18 protein-coding genes and 1 riboswitch are annotated in these 19,310 nt (G+C 70.9%); of the genes, 8 read left to right on the top strand and 10 right to left on the bottom strand.

Features of this window, described 5'->3' with window-relative positions; translation table 11 throughout:
* Positions 1–15 precede the first annotated feature (15 nt).
* From OG494_RS43020 to OG494_RS43005, 4 genes are all read left to right on the top strand, one after another.
* Positions 16–1,770 (top strand): GGDEF domain-containing protein, encoded by a 1,755-nt coding sequence (locus OG494_RS43020; RefSeq protein ID WP_328448752.1) that lies wholly within the window; start codon positions 16–18, stop codon positions 1,768–1,770.
* Between the two features lie 109 nt (positions 1,771–1,879).
* Positions 1,880–3,352: a bifunctional UDP-N-acetylglucosamine diphosphorylase/glucosamine-1-phosphate N-acetyltransferase GlmU gene (gene glmU / locus OG494_RS43015; RefSeq protein WP_328448750.1), complete on the top strand. Its 1,473-nt coding sequence runs from the start codon at positions 1,880–1,882 to the stop codon at positions 3,350–3,352.
* Positions 3,349–4,329 carry a ribose-phosphate diphosphokinase gene (locus tag OG494_RS43010; RefSeq protein ID WP_328448748.1) on the top strand — a complete coding sequence of 327 codons (981 nt, stop codon included), beginning with the start codon at positions 3,349–3,351 and terminating at the stop codon, positions 4,327–4,329. The genes glmU and OG494_RS43010 overlap by 4 nt, the downstream gene beginning before the upstream one ends.
* A gap of 101 nt (positions 4,330–4,430) precedes the next feature.
* Positions 4,431–5,306, top strand: coding sequence for a TIGR03621 family F420-dependent LLM class oxidoreductase (locus tag OG494_RS43005; protein WP_328448746.1), 876 nt, complete (start codon positions 4,431–4,433; stop codon positions 5,304–5,306).
* A gap of 92 nt (positions 5,307–5,398) precedes the next feature.
* Here OG494_RS43005 and OG494_RS43000 read toward each other — a convergent pair whose 3' ends face one another.
* Both OG494_RS43000 and OG494_RS42995 read right to left on the bottom strand, forming a co-directional pair.
* Entirely contained in the window at positions 5,399–6,040 is a 642-nt protein-coding gene (locus OG494_RS43000; protein WP_328448744.1) for an NAD(P)-dependent oxidoreductase, read from the bottom strand.
* A 97-nt stretch (positions 6,041–6,137) separates the two neighbouring features.
* Complete coding sequence (locus OG494_RS42995) at positions 6,138–7,232, bottom strand: hypothetical protein (RefSeq protein WP_442874533.1); 1,095 nt, start codon at positions 7,230–7,232, stop codon at positions 6,138–6,140.
* A gap of 370 nt (positions 7,233–7,602) precedes the next feature.
* Here OG494_RS42995 and OG494_RS42990 point away from each other — a divergent pair, with 370 nt between their 5' ends.
* The 4 genes from OG494_RS42990 (at position 7,603) to OG494_RS42975 (ending at position 9,690) form a co-directional block, all read left to right on the top strand.
* Positions 7,603–8,211: a 50S ribosomal protein L25/general stress protein Ctc gene (locus tag OG494_RS42990; RefSeq protein WP_328448740.1), complete on the top strand. Its 609-nt coding sequence runs from the start codon at positions 7,603–7,605 to the stop codon at positions 8,209–8,211.
* 9 nt (positions 8,212–8,220) lie between these two features.
* Positions 8,221–8,814, top strand: a complete 594-nt coding sequence (pth, locus tag OG494_RS42985) for an aminoacyl-tRNA hydrolase (RefSeq protein ID WP_328448739.1) — start codon at positions 8,221–8,223, stop codon at positions 8,812–8,814.
* Between the two features lie 21 nt (positions 8,815–8,835).
* On the top strand, positions 8,836–9,156 hold the full coding sequence (locus OG494_RS42980) for a DivIVA domain-containing protein (RefSeq protein ID WP_328448737.1): 321 nt from the start codon (positions 8,836–8,838) through the stop codon (positions 9,154–9,156).
* A gap of 180 nt (positions 9,157–9,336) precedes the next feature.
* Complete coding sequence (locus OG494_RS42975) at positions 9,337–9,690, top strand: DivIVA domain-containing protein (protein WP_328448735.1); 354 nt, start codon at positions 9,337–9,339, stop codon at positions 9,688–9,690.
* A 61-nt stretch (positions 9,691–9,751) separates the two neighbouring features.
* Here the strand turns inward: OG494_RS42975 and OG494_RS42970 are convergent, their stop codons facing one another.
* The 8 genes from OG494_RS42970 to OG494_RS42935 form a co-directional block, all read right to left on the bottom strand.
* A complete protein-coding gene (locus OG494_RS42970; protein ID WP_328448733.1) occupies positions 9,752–11,440 on the bottom strand; it encodes a fatty acyl-AMP ligase in 1,689 nt (562 codons plus the stop codon).
* Positions 11,441–11,585: 145 nt separating this feature from the next.
* Positions 11,586–13,352 (bottom strand): ABC-F family ATP-binding cassette domain-containing protein, encoded by a 1,767-nt coding sequence (locus OG494_RS42965; protein ID WP_328448731.1) that lies wholly within the window; start codon positions 13,350–13,352, stop codon positions 11,586–11,588.
* A 4-nt stretch (positions 13,353–13,356) separates the two neighbouring features.
* Complete coding sequence (locus OG494_RS42960) at positions 13,357–13,764, bottom strand: ASCH domain-containing protein (protein WP_328448730.1); 408 nt, start codon at positions 13,762–13,764, stop codon at positions 13,357–13,359.
* On the bottom strand, positions 13,761–14,723 hold the full coding sequence (locus tag OG494_RS42955; RefSeq protein WP_328448729.1) for a 4-(cytidine 5'-diphospho)-2-C-methyl-D-erythritol kinase: 963 nt from the start codon (positions 14,721–14,723) through the stop codon (positions 13,761–13,763). Before OG494_RS42955 ends, OG494_RS42960 begins: the two co-directional genes overlap by 4 nt.
* A 149-nt stretch (positions 14,724–14,872) precedes the next feature.
* On the bottom strand, positions 14,873–15,886 hold the full coding sequence (locus OG494_RS42950; protein ID WP_328448727.1) for a methionine ABC transporter ATP-binding protein: 1,014 nt from the start codon (positions 15,884–15,886) through the stop codon (positions 14,873–14,875).
* A gap of 207 nt (positions 15,887–16,093) precedes the next feature.
* Positions 16,094–16,184: riboswitch (SAM riboswitch) on the bottom strand.
* A 112-nt stretch (positions 16,185–16,296) separates the two neighbouring features.
* On the bottom strand, positions 16,297–17,139 hold the full coding sequence (rsmA, locus tag OG494_RS42945) for a 16S rRNA (adenine(1518)-N(6)/adenine(1519)-N(6))-dimethyltransferase RsmA (RefSeq protein ID WP_328448725.1): 843 nt from the start codon (positions 17,137–17,139) through the stop codon (positions 16,297–16,299).
* A gap of 9 nt (positions 17,140–17,148) precedes the next feature.
* Positions 17,149–17,499, bottom strand: coding sequence for a hypothetical protein (locus tag OG494_RS42940; RefSeq protein ID WP_328448723.1), 351 nt, complete (start codon positions 17,497–17,499; stop codon positions 17,149–17,151).
* 249 nt (positions 17,500–17,748) lie between these two features.
* A complete protein-coding gene (locus tag OG494_RS42935; protein WP_328448721.1) occupies positions 17,749–19,179 on the bottom strand; it encodes a transglycosylase family protein in 1,431 nt (476 codons plus the stop codon).
* Positions 19,180–19,310: the final 131 nt, after the last annotated feature.

Here is a 19,310-nt window from a genome sequence, read left to right as displayed (position 1 = left end):
CACGACACCGGGAGGTTGGCGCTGACCGAAGAGGCGACCGACCCGGTAGCGGCCAGACGGCCCGCGATGGTCGAGATGTCCGACGCCTGGCTCGTCGGACGAGCACGCGAGCTGACCGCCGCGGTGCAACGGTCCGAGTACCCCCACCAGCTCGAAATCGTCGCGCAGATGGACGAGCTGCTCGACGAGACCCAGCGCCGCGGCGAGCCGTTGCTGGTCGCGCAGCTGCTGCGCGCGTCCGCGACCGCGCGGCTGATCACCAAGGGCCTCGCCGCCGAAGCGGAGCCGCGGCTCGACGAGATGCTCGCGCACACCCGGCGGCACGGCCTGGCCCTGCTGCGGGCCGACGCGCACGCGCTGCGCGGACGCCGGCTGGTGCTGGCCGCGCAGGAGGACGCCGCGCTCACCGAGATCGCCCGCGCGCTGGCCATCCTCGACGACTCCGTGACCCCGGACCGCCAGGTCGGCGTCCGCCTGTGGAACCGGATGCTGTGGTCGACGCTGAACGACTGCTGGATCGTGCTCAACCAGCTCGGCGTGTACGAGGCCGCCGAAGAGGTCAGCAGCCGCGCCGCCGCCGCGATCCGCGAGAGCGCGACCCCGCACGAGATCACCCTGCAGCTGCTGAACCGGGTGAAGATGCTGCTCGGCTGGGGCCTGCGGCTGGAGCGGATCGAAGAGTACGACGAGAGCGCCGACAAGTTCCGCACCGCCGCGTCGATGGCGGTGGCCATCGAGGGGCCCTACAGCGAGTCGCTGTTCCCGCGCGAGGCCGGCGTCGAAGCCGTCGAGCAGGTCGGCGTGCTCGCCGCCGCGCCCGCCCTGCACCGGCCGAGCGAGGACCAGATCGAGCGGCTCCGGCGCCTCCACGAGGGCATCGGCCTCCCGGGCGAACGCGAGATCGTGACGATCGCGCTCGCCCGCTGCTTCGACAAGGCCGGCCGCCGCGAGGAAGCCCTGGACGTGCTCCGCGCGGCCCGCGATTCACTGGGTGACGACGGCTCGCAGCCGTCGATGCGGCTGAACGTCGCCCGCGAGCTGGCCCGCCTCGACACGAGCCCGGACTACGCGTCCGGCGTCAGCAAGTCGCTGGTCGACTACGCGACCCGGCTGGAGTCGGAGATGTGGAGCCTGCGCGAGTCGCAGATCGCCACCCTGAACGCCCGCCGCGAGCACGAACGGCTCTCCGCCGAGCACGGCGCGATCACCCAGCAGGCGCTGCAGGACCCGCTCACGGGCCTGCCGAACCGGCGCGCGCTGGACGAGAAGCTGCGTCAGCTCGCGTCCTCGGCCGACGCGCAGCCGCTGGCCGTCGCGCTCGTCGACCTCGACGGCTTCAAGGGCGTCAACGACAAGCAGTCGCACGCCGAAGGCGACAACGTGCTGCGTGTCGTCGCGAGCACGCTTCGTGACGCCCTGAGGGGAGACGACCTCGTGGCGCGCTACGGCGGCGACGAGTTCATCGTGCTGCTGCCGGGCACCCCGGCGTCCGCGGCGAAGATGGCGCTCGGCCGCGCGGTGAAGTCCGTCGCCGGCCTGCCGCACCACCTCTCGCACGGCGTCACGCTGTCGATCGGCCTCGTCTCACTGCGCCCGCAAGAGCGCGGCGAGCAGGTCCTCGCCCGCGCGGACGCGGCGATGTACCAGGCGAAACGCGGTGGCGGCAACCAGGTGGCGTCGGCGAACTCGATGGCCGCCGACCCGGCGGGCGCGTGGACCAGCGAAGGCCTACCGACCGACCCAGCGTGGGACCCCGACGAGCACAGTTAGGATCGGTGCCCGTCAAGCGTCACTTTCTCCGTGAAAGTGTTCCGGAGACGACTCCTCCGGAACACTTTCACGGAGAAAGTGACGACTGGAGCCATCGTTGGGAGCGTCGTTGACCGGCCCGCTGAGCACGTTGATCCTGGCCGCGGGTGAAGGCACCCGCATGCGTTCCTCGACGCCGAAGGTGCTGCACCCCATCGCCGGGCGGCCCCTCGTCGAGCACGCCGTCCGGGCCGCCGCCGGCCTGGACCCCGAGCACCTCGTCGTGGTCGTCGGCCACGGCCGCGAGGCCGTCGGCGAGAAGCTGGCCGCCGTCGGCGAGAACCTGGGCCGCGCGGTCGGCACCGCCGTGCAGGCCGAGCAGAAGGGCACCGGCCACGCCGTGGGCTGCGCCCTCGCGACCCTGCCCGCCGACCTCACCGGCACCGTGATCGTCAGCTACGGCGACGTCCCGCTCCTGGACACCGAGACGCTCGCCGCTCTGCTGGCCGAGCACACCGACGCGAAGAACGCCGTCACCGTGCTCACCGCCGTGGTCGACAACCCGGCGGGCTACGGCCGCATCACGCGCGACGACGCCGGCCACGTCACCGGGATCGTCGAGCACAAGGACGCCACCCCGGAGCAGGCGGAGATCACCGAGATCAACTCGGGCGTCTACGCCTTCGACGCCGCGGTGCTGCGCGACGGCCTTTCGCGCCTGTCGACCGACAACGCGCAGGGCGAGCTCTACCTCACCGACGTCCTGGGCATCGCGAACGGCGACGGGCTGAACGTCGGCGCGCTGGTCGTCGACGACCCGTGGCTGACCGAGGGTGTCAACGACCGCGTCCAGCTGTCGGTGCTCGGCGCCGAGCTGAACCGCCGGATCGTCCGCCACTGGCAGCGCGAAGGTGTCACGGTCGTCGACCCGGCCTCGACCTGGATCGACGCCGGCGTCACCCTCTCGCGGGACGTCGTGCTCGAGCCCGGCGTGCAACTCAAGGGCACCACATCGGTCGGCGAAGGCAGCACCGTCGGCCCGGACAGCACGCTGACGAACGTCTCGATCGGCGCCGGCGCCTCCGTCGTGCGGGTGCACGGCTCCGACTCCGAGCTGGGCGACCGCGTGAACGTCGGCCCGTTCACCTACCTGCGGCCGGGCACCAAGCTCGGCGAGAAGGCCAAGCTCGGCGCGTTCGTCGAGACGAAGGCCGCCGACATCGGCGCCGGCACGAAGGTGCCGCACCTGACCTACGTCGGCGACGCCACGATCGGCGAGAACAGCAACATCGGCTGCTCCAGCGTGTTCGTGAACTACGACGGCGTGAACAAGCACAAGACCGTTATCGGGTCGCATGTCCGGTTGGGCGCGGACAACACCTTCGTCGCCCCGGTGCGGATCGGTGACGGCGCTTACAGTGGTGCGGGTGCCGTGATCCGCGAGGATGTCCCGCCGGGCACACTCGCGGTGTCGGCGCCGCCGCAGCGCAACATCGAAGGCTGGGCGATCCGGCGCCGGCCGGGTACGCCCGCGGCGGAGGCGGCGCAGGCCGCCCTCGACGCCGATTCAGCAGCAGGAACCGACGGGGAGTCGCCAGCATGAGTCCGAAGTCAGGTACGCCGAAGAAGAACTTGATGCTCTTCTCCGGACGGGCGCACCGGGAGCTCGCGGAAGAGGTCGCCGAGCACCTCAACGTGACGATCACCCCGCAGACGGCGCACACCTTCGCCAACGGCGAGCTGTTCGTCCGGTTCGAGGAGTCCGTCCGCGGGACCGACGCCTTCGTCATCCAGGCGCACACCACCCCCATCAACGAGTACGTGATGGAACAGCTGATCATGGTGGACGCGCTGAAGCGGGCGAGCGCAAAACGGATCACCGTCGTGATGCCGTTCTACCCGTACGCGCGCCAGGACAAGAAGCACAAGGGCCGCGAGCCGATCTCGGCCCGGCTGATCGCCGACCTGTTCAAGACCGCGGGCGCCGACCGGATCATGACGGTCGACCTGCACACCGCGCAGATCCAGGGCTTCTTCGACGGCCCCGTCGACCACCTGATGGCCCAGAGCGTGCTGGCCGACCACATCAAGAAGACCTACGGCGACGCCGACATCACCGTCGTCTCGCCGGACTCGGGCCGGGTGCGGCTGGCCGAGAAGTGGGCGCAGACGCTGGGCGATCGCCCGATCGCGTTCATCCACAAGACGCGCGACCCGGACAAGCCGAACCAGGCCGTCGCGAACCGCGTGGTCGGCAAGGTCGAGGGCAAGCTCTGCGTCCTGATCGACGACATGATCGACACCGGCGGCACGATCGTGAAGGCCACCGAAGCGCTGATCGACGAGGGCGCGGCGGACGTCGTCATCGCGACGACCCACGGCATCCTCTCGGACCCGGCGACCGAGCGCCTTTCGCAGTGCAAGGCGCGCGAGGTCATCGTCACGAACTCGCTCCCGATCCCCGAGGAGAAGCGGTTCGAGGGCCTGACGGTCCTGTCGATCGCCCCGATGCTGGCGGAGGCCATCCAGCAGGTCTTCGAGGACGGCTCGGTCACGTCCCTCTTCGACGGCAACGCCTGAGGTTCCCCGGAAAGCCCGCTCTCCCAGCCGCGGAGGGCGGGCTTTCCGCTGCCCGCGAAAGCCCGCGACACCCGGACCGCACCGGAGCTAGCGTCGCCGACATGGGGAAGTTCAAGTTCGGCGTCAGCTTCCGGGAGATCGGCAGCCGGGACGCGTGGATCGCGAAGTGCCGGCGGGCCGAAGAGCTCGGCTACGACGTCATCACCGTGCCCGATCACCTCGGCACCGGGCGGTTCGCGCCGTTCCCGGTGCTCGCCATGGCCGCCGCCGTCACGGAGCGGCCGCGGCTCGGCACGCTCGTGTCCAACGTGCCCTTCTACAACCTCGCGCTCTTCGCGCGCGAAGCGTCGTCTACGGCCGCGCTGCTCGACGGGCGGCTCGACCTCGGCCTCGGCTCCGGGCACATGAAGGCCGAGTTCGACAACGCCGGCCTGCCGTGGCAGAAGGCGTCGGCCAGGATCGGCTACCTCGCCGAGAGCCTCGGCTACCTGCGGAACCACTTCGACGACGAAGGTCTCGCGATGCCGCGGCTGCTCATCGCGGGCAACAGCGACGGCGTCCTCGGGCTGGCCGCGGAGCACGCCGACATCGTCGGGTTCGCCGGGCTCCGGCAGCAGCCCGGCAAGCCGCCCGGCACCTTCCAGCTCGACAACGCCGAGGCGATGGACGAGCGCGTCGCGTACTTCCGGTCCGCGACGAGCCGGGACGTCGAGTACAACATGCTGGTGCAGCACGTCGAAGTCACCGGCGACCGCGAACAAGCGGCCGCGGCGTGGCACGAGAAGACCGAGCGCAGCGCCGTGCCGGACGCCCGCGAGCTCCTCGACGCGCCCCAGCTGCTGCTGGGCACGGTCGAGGAGATCGCCGGGCAACTGGAACAACGGCGAAAGCGCTACGGCTTCACGTACATCACCGTCTTCGAGCCGATGCTCGAGACGTTCGCGCCCGTGATCCGGGAACTTTCGGTGCCCAGCTGAGGCTCCGCCACCCGGACCCCCGAAACCCGTCAGTACCCGACCGAGGCTGCGCCTCGGGCCGGGGGCTCCGCCACCCGGACCCCCGAAACCCGTCAGTAGGCGACGGTGAAGCGCGCCCGGCGGTGCTTCGGGTCCTCGATCTCGTCGACGTACGCGGTCGCGAAGTCGTCGCCGCCGATGTGCGACTTGCCGTTCTCGTCGGTCACCAGGACGTCGCCGCCGACCCGGAACCCGCCCCGGCGCTCCCCGGGGATCCAGGCGCCGAACTCGGCGGCGGGGCTGACGTAGAACCAGTCGAGGTCCTCGGGCTGCTCGCGCAGTAGGTACAGCACCTCGGCGTGGTTGCCGGCCTCTTCCTTGTACTCGTCCGGGAATTCCGGGGTGTCGATCAGGCGCGGGCCGCCCTCGGCGACGTGCAGGCTCCCCGCACCGCCCACGAACGAGAGCCGGACGTCGTGCTCGCGTGCGATCCGGGCCAGCGCGGGCACGGCGTCGAGCAGCTTCTCGCCGTCGAGCGCGCGGGCCGGCGTGGCGACCACGATGACGTCCGCGTCCTTCGCCACCCGCGCGACGAAGTCCTCGTCGTGCAGCGAACCCTGCACCGCTTCGACGCCTTCGGGCACCGCGCCGGGGTGGCGCGCGACGCCGACCACCTCGTGCCCGCGGCGCAGCGCCTCGGTGCCGATCCTGCCCCCGGCGTACCCGGTCCCCCCGAAAACCACCAGCTTGGCCATCACGTTCTCCGTTCGAATTCGGCTGTCACAGCCGACTCTAAGAACGGAAGATCACCTACTTCAACGGAAGCAACGCACCGCCGGGTAGGTGTCCAGGTCAGCCGCCCAGCGCCGCGAACTCCGTGGCCAGCTGCTGCTTCACCGCGTTGACGTCGAGCGCCGCGCGCACCTCCGCCGTCGCGTTCGGCTTGGACAGCACCTGGTAGCTGGCCGTGCGGTTGGGGAGCTTGAACTTGACCGTGCAGGACATCTTGATCGTCGCGTACGGCTCCGCGTCGGCGGCCGCCGTGCACGTCTGCGCCCCGAGCGAGTCGGCGCTCACCTCGACGGAGAGGTTGATGTGCACCGTGCTCTTCCCGCCGGCGGCCGGTGTCCCGACGACGCTGTTGGAGACGTCCACCGTCGTGGTGCACGAGCCGACGAAGTCCTTGCAGTCGAGGTTGTCGTTCGTGACGACGGCGCTCGCCTGCACCAGTCCTTCGAACGGCTGTCCCAGCCCGCCGACGGTGTTGTCGAGGTCGGTGTGGAACGTCTTCAGCGCGTCCCCGGCGAGCGGGGCGACCTGGAACTCGGCGCCGAACTTCGGCCCGGCCTGCGGGTCGAGCAGCACCGGCGCGAAGCTGACGACCCGGTTCGGCTTGGCCGTGGTGACGCGCAGGACGCTGGGCGCGGCGCCCAGCTGGTAGACCTCGGTGCCGTCGGGGAGCTTGCTCCTGACCGGCTCGCGCGTCTGGTCCATCCCGGCCAGTGCCTTGCGCAACGCGCCGGCGAGCGCGGCGGGGGCGAACTTGGCCGCGGGGTCGAGCGGCAGCTCGGAGCCGAGCGAGCGCACCCAGCTCGTGCCGAACTGCGTGCCCTCGTCGATCGCGTGCGCCTTCCAGTAGTCGGCGTCGGCCTGCAGGTAGAACTGGCCGGCCGCGGCCGTCACCTGGACGGCGCGACCCTCGAGCGGCAGGGCGCCGACCGCGCTGCCGCCGCGGGTGATCCGGAACTGCTGCTCGGCGCCCTTGAGCGTCGACTTCAGCGCGAGCGCGGGGGCCTGTTCCAGCGCGGCGAGGGCGGCGTCGACCGCCGTGCGCTGCTCGGCACGCCGGTCCGCCTTCTCCCGGTCGGCCGCGGAGACGCCGGGCGTGCCCGGGACCGCCACCTGGCACCCGGCCAGCAGCCCGCTCAGCAGCACCACAGCCGCCACCGTGCCTCGAGCCCGCATCGTCCCGCCCCCTGCTCTCCCCCGCTCCGCCGAGCACACCTCGGCCGGCGGAGCTCCGCCACCGGATTTGTGTCGTCACGTCCCGGGCTCAAGAGGGTTCTAGCCTGGTCCGGGCACCCGCCGCAACCCACCGTGATGAGGTTGGTTTACACTCTTGAGGTTGTCTCGGCGAGGCGGGGCCCTTCCAGGGTGCCCGGCGTGATCGACGCGGCGGCTCGGAGTAGCCCCCGGCTGTCGTGCACGCCCGGAAACTCGCCGCCGAACGCAACCGCCTGAACGACAAGACCACCGCATCCCCGCCGCAGCATGCTGTTCACCGCACCATGTTCGTGATTTGAAGGAGTGCCACACCGTGTCCGAGGTACGTCTGTCCGTCGAGCCGCGCACCGAGTTCGGCAAGGGCGCCGCGCGTCGCACGCGTCGCGCCGGCAAGATCCCCGCCGTGCTGTACGGCCACGGCTCGGACCCGCGGCACTTCGCGCTGCCGGCCATCGAGTTCGCCCGCGTCGTCCGTGAGAACGGCTCCAACGCCGTCATCACCCTCGACCTCGAGGGCTCCGACGAGCTGGCGCTGACGAAGACCATCGTCGTGCACCCGCTCAAGAACTACATCGAGCACGTCGACCTGCTGGTCGTGAAGCGCGGCGAGAAGATCACCGTCGACATCCCCGTCGTCGTCACCGGCAACCCCGGCCCCGGCGGCCTGGTCAACCAGGACGTCGACACCCTGCAGGTCGAGGTCGAGGCGCTGCACATCCCGGACCAGTTCGAGGTCTCGATCGAGGGCGCCCCGATCGGCACCCAGATCGTCGCGTCGCAGGTCGAGCTGCCCCAGGGCGCCGTCCTGATCACCGACCCGGACTCGCTCGTCGTGGCCGTCAACGAGCCGCAGCGTGAAGAGGCCGAGGGCGAAGACGCCGCGTCCGACGCGGGCGACGACTCGGCCGAAGCCGCCGAATAACATTCGCGCATGACCGAAGACCTGCCCGGGGCCGGCGAGCTGATCCTGCTCGCCGGCCTCGGCAATCCCGGACCCCAGTACGCCGGAAACCGGCACAACGTCGGTTTCATGGTGCTGGACGAGCTCGCCGGCCGGGTCGGCGGCAAGTTCAAGGCGCACAAGAGCGGCGCCGAAGTGGTCGAAGGCCGCCTCGGCGGCCGCCGGGTCGTGCTCGTGAAGCCGCGTACCTTCATGAACCTCTCCGGCGGGCCCCTGGTCGGCGCGGCGAAGTTCTTCAAGGTGCCGCCGACCGGCGTCGTCGTGGTGCACGACGAGCTGGACGTCGACTTCGGCGCCCTGAAGCTGAAGTTCGGCGGCGGCGACAACGGCCACAACGGCCTCCGCTCGATCACGAAGTCCCTCGGCACCCGCGAGTACTACCGGGTGCGGTTCGGGATCGGCCGCCCGCCCGGCCGCCAGGACCCGGCGGACTTCGTGCTGAAGGACTTTTCGACGGTCGAGCGCAAGGAGCTCCCGTTCGAGGTGGATCGCTGCGCGGACGCCACCGAGGCTTTGGTCGCGACCGGCCTCGCCGCGGCGCAGAACACCTTTCACGCGGGCTGACACGGGTGGCAAGGTGAATCCATGACCCCTGACGAAGTCCGGGCGATCGCGTTCGGCAAACCCCGCTTCGGCCGTCGCGGTTACGACGAAGACCAAGTGGACGCGTTCCTCGACCTGATCGCCGAGGCGCTCGCCGGCCGCAACATCCTGACCGCCGACGACATCCACTACGTCGACTTCACGATCATGCCGATCGGCGCGCGCAGCTACGACCAGGCTCAGGTCGACATGTTCCTCGACGAAGCCGAGGCGGCGCTGGTCGCGTTGCGGAACCCGGCCCCGCCGCCGGTGGCCGAGGACGGCGCGCCCCCGGGTCCCCGGAAGTGGTTCGGCCGGAGCTGAAGACCCAGGTCGAAGTGTGAAACCCGCCACATGGCGCTGGGTAGTGCCGCTCACTCGATGGCGGGCGCCGGGGCGCCCGTCGGGGTGAGCTTCGGGGTTGCCCCTTCCGAGGAACCTGTTCACGGGTTAGGACGGTGTACGGGAGTTCGCACCGCCAACCCCGGAATCGGAGAGAGTTCCATGTCGTTCACCGCCGAAGACCTCGCCGAGGTCACATTCGGTAACGCCCCGATCGGCCGCCGTGGCTACGCCAAGCACGAGGTCGACGAGTTCGTCCGGCGCATCGCCAAGACGTTCGCCGAGGAGGACGACCTGACCGCCGCGGAAGTGCACCACGTGATGTTCTCGAAGCCCCTGATCGGCAAGCGCGGCTACGACGAGCGCGAGGTCGACCAGTTCCTCGACTCGGCCGAGGAGCAGCTCGCCGCCCGCTCGGGCCGCGCCCCGGACCTGCCGGGCGCCCGCACCTCGGAGGAAGCCACCGCGGAGCGCGCCACCCCACCGGCTCTCGCCGAGCACCTCCAGCAGCGCTAGACCGTCACTTTCACGTGAAAGTGCCGCCTCCAGGTGGGCACTTTCACGTGAAAGCGACGCGTCAGGCGTCCGCGTTATTCTTGATCCTGTCCGCGAACTGCGCGGCCGTCGCCGCGCGCTTCACCTTGCCGGACGGTGTTTTCGGCAGGCTGCCCGCCGGGAGCACGACCACCGCGTACGGCCGCATGTCGACGGCGTCGCGGACCCGGGCCGACACCTGCTTCACCAGGTTTTTCTCGGCCTCGGCGTCACCGGCCAGCTTGGACTCCAGGACGACGGCGAAGCGTTCGCGACGGCTGCCGGCGTCGATGCGCACCGCGACGGCGTTGCCCGCGCGCACGCCCTCGACCGACGTGGCCGCGCGCTCGATGTCCGTCGGGTACAGGTTGCGGCCGCCCATGATGATGACGTCCTTGCGGCGCCCGCAGATGACGATCTGGCCGTCGATCAGGTAGCCGAGGTCGCCCGTGCTGAGCCAGCCTTCGGCGTCCTGGGTGTCGAGCGGGCCGTCCATCGTCAGGTAGCCGGGGGTCACGGCCTCGCCGCGCAGCCGGATCTCGCCGACCGCACGCTCGCCAAGCCGCTCGCCCTTGTCGTCGACGATCTCCGCTTCGAGCCCGTCGAGCGGGCGGCCGAGCACCGCGAACGACCGGACGCTGTCGGTGCCACGCCGCTCGTCACCTTCGGGGACGGGCACCGCGCGGTTGTCGGCCTCCAGCGCGCCGGCCTCGACGACGTCGAGGGTGAGCCCGGTGAACAGCGGCGCGAACGACACCGCGAGCGTCGCTTCGGCCATGCCGTAGGCCGGGAACACGCACTCCGCGGGCATCTTGAACCGCGCGCCGGCGTCCACAAAGGTCTGGACGGCGCTCTCGTCGACGGGTTCGGCACCGTTCAGGGCGATCCGCAGCTTCGACAGGTCGTAGGCGTTGTCGTCGTCGACGCGGGCCATCCGGCGCCCGACGATCGCGTAGGCGAAGTTCGGCGCCGCCGTCGTCGTGCCGTGGTACTTCGTGATCAGCTCGGGCCAGATCAGCGGCCCGGACAGGAATTCGACCGGGGTGATCTTGACCAGCTCGACGCCGAACGTCATCGGCACGGTCAGGAAGCCGACCATCCCCATGTCGTGGAACGTCGGCAGCCACGACACCATCACGTCGGTGTCGAAGTCGAACTCCGCGCGGTCGACCATGGCTTTGACGTTGGAGTAGAGGTTGCCGTAAGTGATCCGCACGGCCTTGGGGTCGGCGGTCGACCCGCTGGTCAGCTGCAGCAGCGCGGTCTCACCCTCATCGGTGACGACGGCCTCGGCGAGCGGCTCGGCATCGGCCAGGTCCTTGATCAGCTTGAAGCCGATGCCCTTCTGCTCCAGCACCGGGGCGAGCTGGTCGAACGGCTCGCCCAGCAGCACCAGGTCCGAGTCGATCATCCCGAGCACCCGCACGGTGTCCTCGGCCCACTCGGCGAGGTCGGTCCGCGGGGTCGGCTGGTGCAGCATGGTGACGCTGCCCCCGGCCAGCCACACGGCCTGCACGGTCGGCGCGATCAGCACCGGCGCGGCGGCCAGCACCCCGACCGCCGTGCCTCGTTCGAATCCCCCGGCGACCAGGCCACCGGCGATCCGCCGGGCCTGTTCGTGCACCTCGGCCCAAGTCCGCCGGACCGGCTCCTTCGGCTCCCCGGTGACCATGCCACGCTGCTGACCTCGACCCGCCGCGGTGGCGACGAGCGTGTCCACGAACCTGCTCATGGGCGTCAGATTACTGGCTGGCCGTCACCATCCGCCGATCAACGCGGAAACCGGCCTGAGCACCTGCGCAGGAAAGCCGTGAAGGCCTCCTTCCCGGCTCTTACGGCCGGGAAGGAGGCCTTCACGGCTTTCAACGTTGGACCGGTCACTCCAGCAGCTCGGACGTCTCCAGCCAGCGCGCCTCGACGTCCTCGATCTCACCTTTGACGCCCTTCAGCTGCGCGTTCAGCTCCATCAGCTTCGCCGGGTCCGTCGCCGCTTCCAGCAGCGCCGCGTGGAGCTTCTCCTCCTTGGAATGCAGCTGGTCGAGCTTGCGCTCCAGGCGCCCCAGGTCCTTCTGCGCCGCGCGGAGGTCCGCCGCCGACTTCTTGGCCTCGGCCTTCGCCGCCGTCGGGGCCGTCGCGCCCGCGGGCTCCTTGGCGAGGGCGCGGCGGTTCAGGTACTCCTCGATGCCGCCCGGCAGGTGGGTGATGCGGCCGTCGCCGAAGAGGGCGACGATCGTGTCGCAGACGCGCTCCACCAGGTACCGGTCGTGCGAGACCACGACCATCGTGCCCGGCCAGCCGTCGAGCAGGTCTTCCAGCTGCTGCAGGGTGTCGATGTCCAGGTCGTTCGTCGGCTCGTCGAGGAGCAGGACGTTCGGCTCGGCCATCAGCAGCCGGCACAGCTGCAGCCGGCGCCGCTCGCCGCCCGACAGGTCGCCGACCGGGGTCCACTGGCGGGCCTGCGGGAAGCCGAGCTTCTCGCCGAGCTGCGACGCCGTCATCTCCTGCTTGCCGAACACCACGCGCCCGGCGATCTGCTCGATCGCCTGCAGCACCCGCAGGTCGGCGGGCAGGTCGTCGAGCTCCTGGCGCAGGTGCGCGAGCGCGACGGTCGTGCCCTGGATCCGGCGCCCGGTCGACCCCTCGACGTCGCCGCCGAGCAGCTTGAGCAGTGACGTCTTGCCCGAGCCGTTGATGCCGACCAGGCCGATCCGGTCGCCGGGGCCGACCCGCCAGGTGACGTGGTCGAGCAGCGTCCGCTCGCCGACCGTGTACGTCGTGTCTTCCAGCTCCAGCACGGTCTTGCCGAGCCGCCGCTTCGCGAACGCCATCAGCTCCACGGTGTCGCGCGGCGGCGGCACGTCCGCGATCAGCGCCTCGGCGGCGTCGATGCGGTAGCGCGGCTTCGACGAGCGCGCCTGCGGGCCGCGGCGCAGCCACGCCAGTTCCTTGCGCGCCAGGTTCTGCCGCTTCTCCTCGGCCGTCGCGGCCAGCCGCGCCCGCTCGGCGCGCGCGAAGATCCAGTCCGCGTAACCGCCTTCGTAACTCTCGACGCGGCCGTTGGCGACCTCCCAGGTCACACTCGCGACGGTGTCCAGGAACCACCGGTCGTGCGTGACGACCACGACCGCGATGCGCCGGTTCAGCAGGTGGTCGGCGAGCCACTGGACACCTTCGACGTCCAGGTGGTTGGTCGGTTCGTCGAGCACGACCAGGTCGAGCTCGCCGGTCAGCGCGGCGGCCAGGGACACCCGCCGCCGCTCGCCGCCGGAGAGGTTCGCGGTGGGTGTGTCGAGCCCGATCGCGGTGATGCCCAGTCCGTCCACAATGGACCGGACGCGCGCGTCCGCGGCCCATTCGTGCTCGGCGCCGTAGCGTTCGAGCACGACCTCGCCGACGCTGCTGCCGTCCGGCAGCTCGGTGCGCTGGGTGACGACGGCCATCCGCAGCCCGCCGACGTGGCTCACCCGACCGGTATCCGGCTCGGCGAGTCCGGAAAGGACTTCGAGGAGCGTGGTCTTGCCGCCGCCGTTGAGGCCGACGACACCGATGCGCTGCCCGGCCGCGACGCCCAGCGAGACGCCGTCCAGCAGTGGCTTCACCCCGTAGGACTTGCTCACCGCCTCCAGGTTGACCAGGTTGGCCATGCGCTCAGCCGATCCTTTCCACGATCGTGAACCGGGTCGCCACGATCGGAGTCGTGTCGTCCACGGTGAATTCGGGATCCTTCAGCTCGGCGCGCACTTGCGCCGTGTGCCAGAAGGAGGTGTGGTCCGCGCGCCATCCGGCGACGGTCGTGAAGCCTTCGCCCTCACCGACCGCGTGCGCGAGGTCCACTTCGGACAGTGGGAGGATCCGCACCTCGCGGATCTCGATGATCGCGACACCCTTGTCGGCGGAGTCGACGACCAGTTCGCGCTCGCCGGCCACGGGCGGCGCCTCGCCGTCGGCTTCATAACCCGCGAGGAGCGCGGACGTCGTCGTCTTCGTGCCGTCGAGGATCGCCCCGACGAGCTTGTCCCGCAACGGCCCCGGGAACGCGAACTCAGCGCGCCTCACGCGTGCACCCGCGGCGGCGCGGCGCGAGGCGCGTCGTCCCCGCCGACCACCCGCGCGCCCGGCACCGGGCCGTGGGCCACGCGGACCGTGCGGCACACCCCCGCACCCGACAGCTCGGCCGCGACCTCGACCGCCGTCTGCGCGTCTTCGCAGAGGAACGCGCACGTCGGGCCGGAGCCGGAAACCGTGCCCGCGAGCGCGCCCGCGTTGACGCCGGCGCGCAGCGTGCGGCGCAGCCCCGGCCGCAGCGAAACCGCCGCCGCCTGCAGGTCGTTGCCCAGCAGCAGCGCCAGCTGACGCGGATCGCCCGAGGCCAGCGCCTCGACGACCGGCGTGTGCGCGCCGATCCGCGGCGGGTTGCCCTCGGCGCGCAGCCGGTCCAGCTCGCCGAACACCTTCGGCGTCGACAGGCCGCGCTGGTCGAAGGCCAGCACCCAGTGGAACGTGTGCCGCGAGAGCACCGGCACCAGCTGCTCGCCGCGGCCGGTGCCCAGCGCCGTGCCGCCGTAGAGCGCGAACGGGACGTCGCTGCCCAGGCCGGCGGCGATCTCCGCGAGCTCGTCGCGGGTGATTTCGAGGTTCCAGAGGGAAGCCAGGCCGACGAGCGTCGCCGCCGCGTCCGCGCTGCCGCCCGCCATGCCGCCGGCGACCGGGATGCCCTTGCGCAGCACCACGCGGACCTTCGGCTCCTCGGTGCGGCCGACGTGCGCGGCCAGCGCTTCGACGGCGCGCCAGGCCAGGTTCGTGGCGTCGGTGGGCACCGAACCCTCACCCTCGCCGTAGATCTCCAGGCCCGGGTCGTCGGTGACCGCGACGGTCACTTCGTCGGTCAACGACAAGGCCTGGAACACGGTCACCAGCTCGTGGTAACCGTCCTCGCGCAGGTCGTCGACCGCCAGGTGCAGGTTGACCTTGGCCGGGACCCGGACGGTGACTGGGGGCGGGACTACAGCGAGCACCCGACCAGCCTACGTGCCCGCACCGGCCGGCTTCCCGCCAGGAGAAAGGACGTCGAGCGCCCGGCACCCGCTGAACGCCGTGAAGGGCACCTTCAGGGACATAGAGTCCCTGAAGGTGCCCTTCACGGCTTTGGGGGCCGGCTTTGGGGTCAGGCCGCGGCGACACCCTGGGGGCCGCGGGCGGTGTGCGTGACGTGGCCGCCGCGCTCGGCGACCCACGCCAGCGCCGCGTCGGCCCGCTCGCCGCGGACGCCGAGGCGGAACCGGCCGACCGGGGTGTCGCCGATCCGGGTCAGGCCCCCGCCGATGGTGGCGAACTCGACGTCGAAGCGGCCCGCGGCCTCGGGCAGCAGGGCGCCGACCGAGGCAAAGCCGACCAGCACGACGTCGACCGAGCGGTCGTAGCGCGACGCCTGCGCGCGGGTGGTCTCGATGGCCGGCAGCAGCGCCTGCGCGGTGCGGCTGCCCGGGTTCGAGATCAGGTCGAGCACGGAGCCGCGCTCGACGACCGTGCCGTCTTCGAGCACCGCGACGTCGTCGCAGACACGGCGGACGACACTCGCGTCCGGCGTCGTGACCACGATGGTGACGCCCAGCTCGGCGCGCGCCCGGTCGAGGACGGTGAGCACCGCGCCGGCCTCTTCGGGGTCGATGCCGGCGGTCGGGTCGTCGGCGAGCAGCACCGCGGGGGCCGCGGCGAGTGCCTTCGCGACGGCGACGCGGCGGAGCTGGCCGGCGGTCAGCTCGCCGGGACGCTGCGCGGCGCGCGGGGTCAGGCCGACGAGGTCGAGCAGCGAGCCGACCTTGCTGCGGCGCTGCGGGCCGTCGATGCCCAGCTGCTCCAGCGGGGACGCGATGTTGCCGGCGATGGTGCGCTCGGCGATCAGCTCCGACTTGGTGCCGACGACGCCGAGCTGACGGCGGATCTCGCGGAGCCGGCGGCCGTCGAGCGTGCCGGTGTTGAGGCCGTCGAGCCGCACGACGCCGCGGTCGGGCCGCTCCTGCAGCGCGATGCAGCGGGCGAGAACGGACTTGCCGGACCCGGCCGGGCCGACCACGCCGAACAGCGAGCCGGCCTGGACGTCGACGCTCACATCGTGCAGCGCGACGACCGGATTTCCGTTGAGGGCAAAGGACTTGGACAGGTTTTCGACGGTGATCACGAAGGCTCCAGAAAACGGGGCGCGTAGATGTACGCGTCCGGCCGCAAGCAAGTGTCCGTCCTCTATGGACGGTGCATGAAGAAGAGGTGTGACGGGTCGAGCAAGCTCAGTTGGAGCGTCGACATGCGGTCACGGAGCGGCGACCCTCGTCGACAACGCGGCGTTTGGTCAGCAGCAGCGGGCGAGCAACCCTCTTCATCGGGACGGCCTCCATCGGTCCTGGCGGTAGCACCTGCCCTGCGGAGGGTGGTTGCTGCGACTTCGGCGAGCCAGGTCTCTCAGTCGCTCGGGATGGACGTACTGAGTAAAACCGATCCCGAGGAGCGAAAGCAAGCCTGTTGGGCCAGATCACACGACTGGAGGTGTCCGGATCGCGAGACGGGCACCGCGGAGGACGTATTTTGCCGCGGTCAGCCGGCGACGGCGGCGAGCCGCGCGAAGTCGTGCACGTCCAGCTGCTCACCGCGGGTCTTCGGGTCGATCCCGGCGGCCACCAGCAGCTCACCGGCCCGCTCGGCCGACCCGGCCCAGCCGGCGAGCGCCGCGCGGAGCGTCTTCCTGCGTTGTGAGAACGCGGCGTCCACGAGACCGAACAGCCGGTCCCGGTCCTCGGACGCCGGCGCGTCGCCGCGTTCGAAGGCGACGAGCGCCGAATCGACGTTGGGTACCGGCCAGAACACCGAGCGTGGCACCGCGGCGACCTTGCGCGCCGAGCCGTACCAGGCGAGCTTGACGCTCGGGACGCCGTAGATCCGGCTGCCGGGGCCGGCGGCCATCCGGTCGGCGACTTCGGTCTGGACCATGACGAGGCCGCGGCGCAGCGACGGCAGCTCGGCCAGCAGGTGCAGCACGACCGGCACGGCGACGTTGTAGGGCAGGTTGGCCACAAGCGTGGTGGGCTCGGCGGGCAGATCCGCCTTCGAGACGCGCATGGCGTCGGCCTCGAGGACGTCCAGCCGGCCCGCGGCGTCCGGCCCGCGTTCGGCGACGGTCTTCGGCAGCCGTTCGGCCAGCTTCGGGTCGATCTCGACGGCCACGACCCGCGCCCCGGCGGCCAGCAGCCCGAGCGTCAGGGAGCCGAGCCCGGGCCCGACCTCCAGGACGACGTCGTCCGGGCCGAGGCGCGCGAGGTCGACGATCCGCCGCACGGTGTTGGGATCGTGCACGAAGTTCTGCCCGAGCTTCTTGGTCGGCCGCACGTCCAGCTCGGCCGCCAGCCCGCGGATCTCGGCAGGTCCCAACAGTTCAACCACCGGGTGAGCTTACCCAGCATGGTCCGGCAACACCGCGAGGGCAGCGGTGGCCAGCTCGCGCACCCGCCGCCAGTCCGGCTCGGCCGCGAGAGCATCGAACGTCCAGAGGTGTGCGTTGACTTCGCCGCTCATCCGTGTGAGCAGGCAATCGAGTTCGGCGAGGGCCGGTGTGGCCTCGCCGTGTCCTGGGCTGCGTCCGAGGTCTTCGTAGAAGTCGTCGAACTCCAGGGCGAGTTCGTCCGCGCAGACGGGAATGCCGATCTCGCGCAACCACGCCTGCTGCCGCTCGGCGGGCCACGTCAGCCGGGTCAGTGCCACGCGGAAGTACCGGAGCTTGTGCCGTTGGTAGTACTCCTCCACGGACCCAGTCTGACCAGGTCCTGGGGCCGGGGCACCCGAATATCCGTGCGGGGAGGGTCGGCCCGCGTACCCGGACAGTCGGCTCGCGTACTTGAAGGGTCGGCTCGCGTGATCGAGGAGCCGACACGCGTGATTGGACGTTCGACACACGTGACCGCAGGCGGAACCCGCGTGATCAGGCGGGTATCTCGCCTGATCACGCGAAACGGCCCCCACCCGGAGGTGGGGGCCGTTTCGGAAAAGCGGAAGTCAGGCCTTCTTGCCGCAGACCGGCCAGGCGCTGTAGCTGCCGCCGCGGCCGGCGCGGACCTTCTCCGCCACCGCGATCTGCTCTTCACGCGAAGCCTGGTTCGGCAGCGCGGCGTACTGGGAGCCGCCGTAGGCGTTCCAGGTCTGCTTGTCGAACTGGAGGCCGCCGTAGTAGCCGTTGCCGGTGTTGATGGCCCAGTTGCCGCCGGACTCGCACTGCGCGATGCGGTCCCACGCGGAACCGTCGCCGATGTCCGGGGTCGCGGCCTTCTTGGTGCCGACGTGGATGATCTTCGGCTTGGCCGGAGTGATCACCTGCTCCGACATCGACTCGCGCGAGACCTCTTTGCCGTTCTTCTGCGTGACCTTGTAGGTCACCATCTTCTCGCCCGGCGTGCCCGGGTCCTCGACCTGCGTCTTGCCCTTGTCGAGGTCCGGGTCGTCGACCTTCTGCTCGGGCGGGGCGATGGTTTCCTTCTGGTTCACCATCGAGACGCCGGTCCGGCTGATGTGGACCTCGGCGCCGTCGGTCAGCTTGACGTCCAGGCCGCCTTCGGCCGCGTCCTCCGGGCCCAGGGTGAGCTTGTACTCGCCCAGGAACTCCTTCGTGGTGACGGCGGTCGTCGTGACCTGCTTCGGCTCGTTGGCCCCGTCGAAGAGCGTGAGGTGCTTGAGCGTCTTGATCTGGACCGTGGCGCCCTCGAGGGGCAGCTCGCCGTCCTTCGGCATCGACATCCACGTGCCGGCCTTCTCGGCGTCGGTCATGCCGAGCTGGGACAGGGCGTCGCCCAGGTGGGTCGCGCGGACCCAGGACGTGCGCTCCGCGCCGTCGACGACCAGCTTCAGCTGGCGGCCGCGCTCGAGCTTGATGACGCCGCCGTCGCCGACCTCGGCCTGCGGGGACGGGGAGAGCGAGTCGTGCGCGCCGACCGACAGGCCCGCGTCCTCCAGCACCTCGCCGACGGTGTCGCCGAACGAGTGCACGGTGGTCGTCTGGCCGTCGACGTCGACGGTGATGCTCTTGTTCATCGCCAGCGCGGCCGCGCCGCCGCCGGCGATGCTGATCATGACGCCGAGGACGGCGCCCTTGAGGAAGCGGCGCTTCCAGACCTTGGAGGTCGCCCGGATGCTCTCGTCCAGCATGGCCTTCTTGGCCTGCGGGGACGCGGTCCGGTCCGCCTCGATCTCGTCCGGGATGACGATCGGCGGGAGGTAGGTGGTCTCCGCGTTGATGAGGCGGATCAGTTCGTCGACGTCGACGTCGATCGACGCCATCATCGCGTCGGCGTCGGGGCCGAGCGCGGCGAGGATGTCCTGCTGCGTGATGTTCGGGTCGTCAGAAAAGTCGAGCTGGCCGTACGCGGTGTCCTCGAAGTAATTGCGGTCGAGGACGGCGGCGGAGCGTGCTCCAGCCTGTCTGCTACCTGTCACCGGGTCGTTCCCTTTCCCAAGACGCCGTTCGGGGCGGCAGTCTTTACGTCTGGGCCCGCAGCCGGCGCCATCGTCACGGTCCCGGTCGTACCAACCCGGTTCCGCTTCCCCGACGTGCACTGACGTGACTG

The sequence above is a fragment of the Amycolatopsis sp. NBC_00438 genome, assembly GCF_036026695.1.
Taxonomy (GTDB): domain Bacteria; phylum Actinomycetota; class Actinomycetes; order Mycobacteriales; family Pseudonocardiaceae; genus Amycolatopsis.
This window is presented reverse-complemented; position numbering and strand designations above follow the sequence as displayed.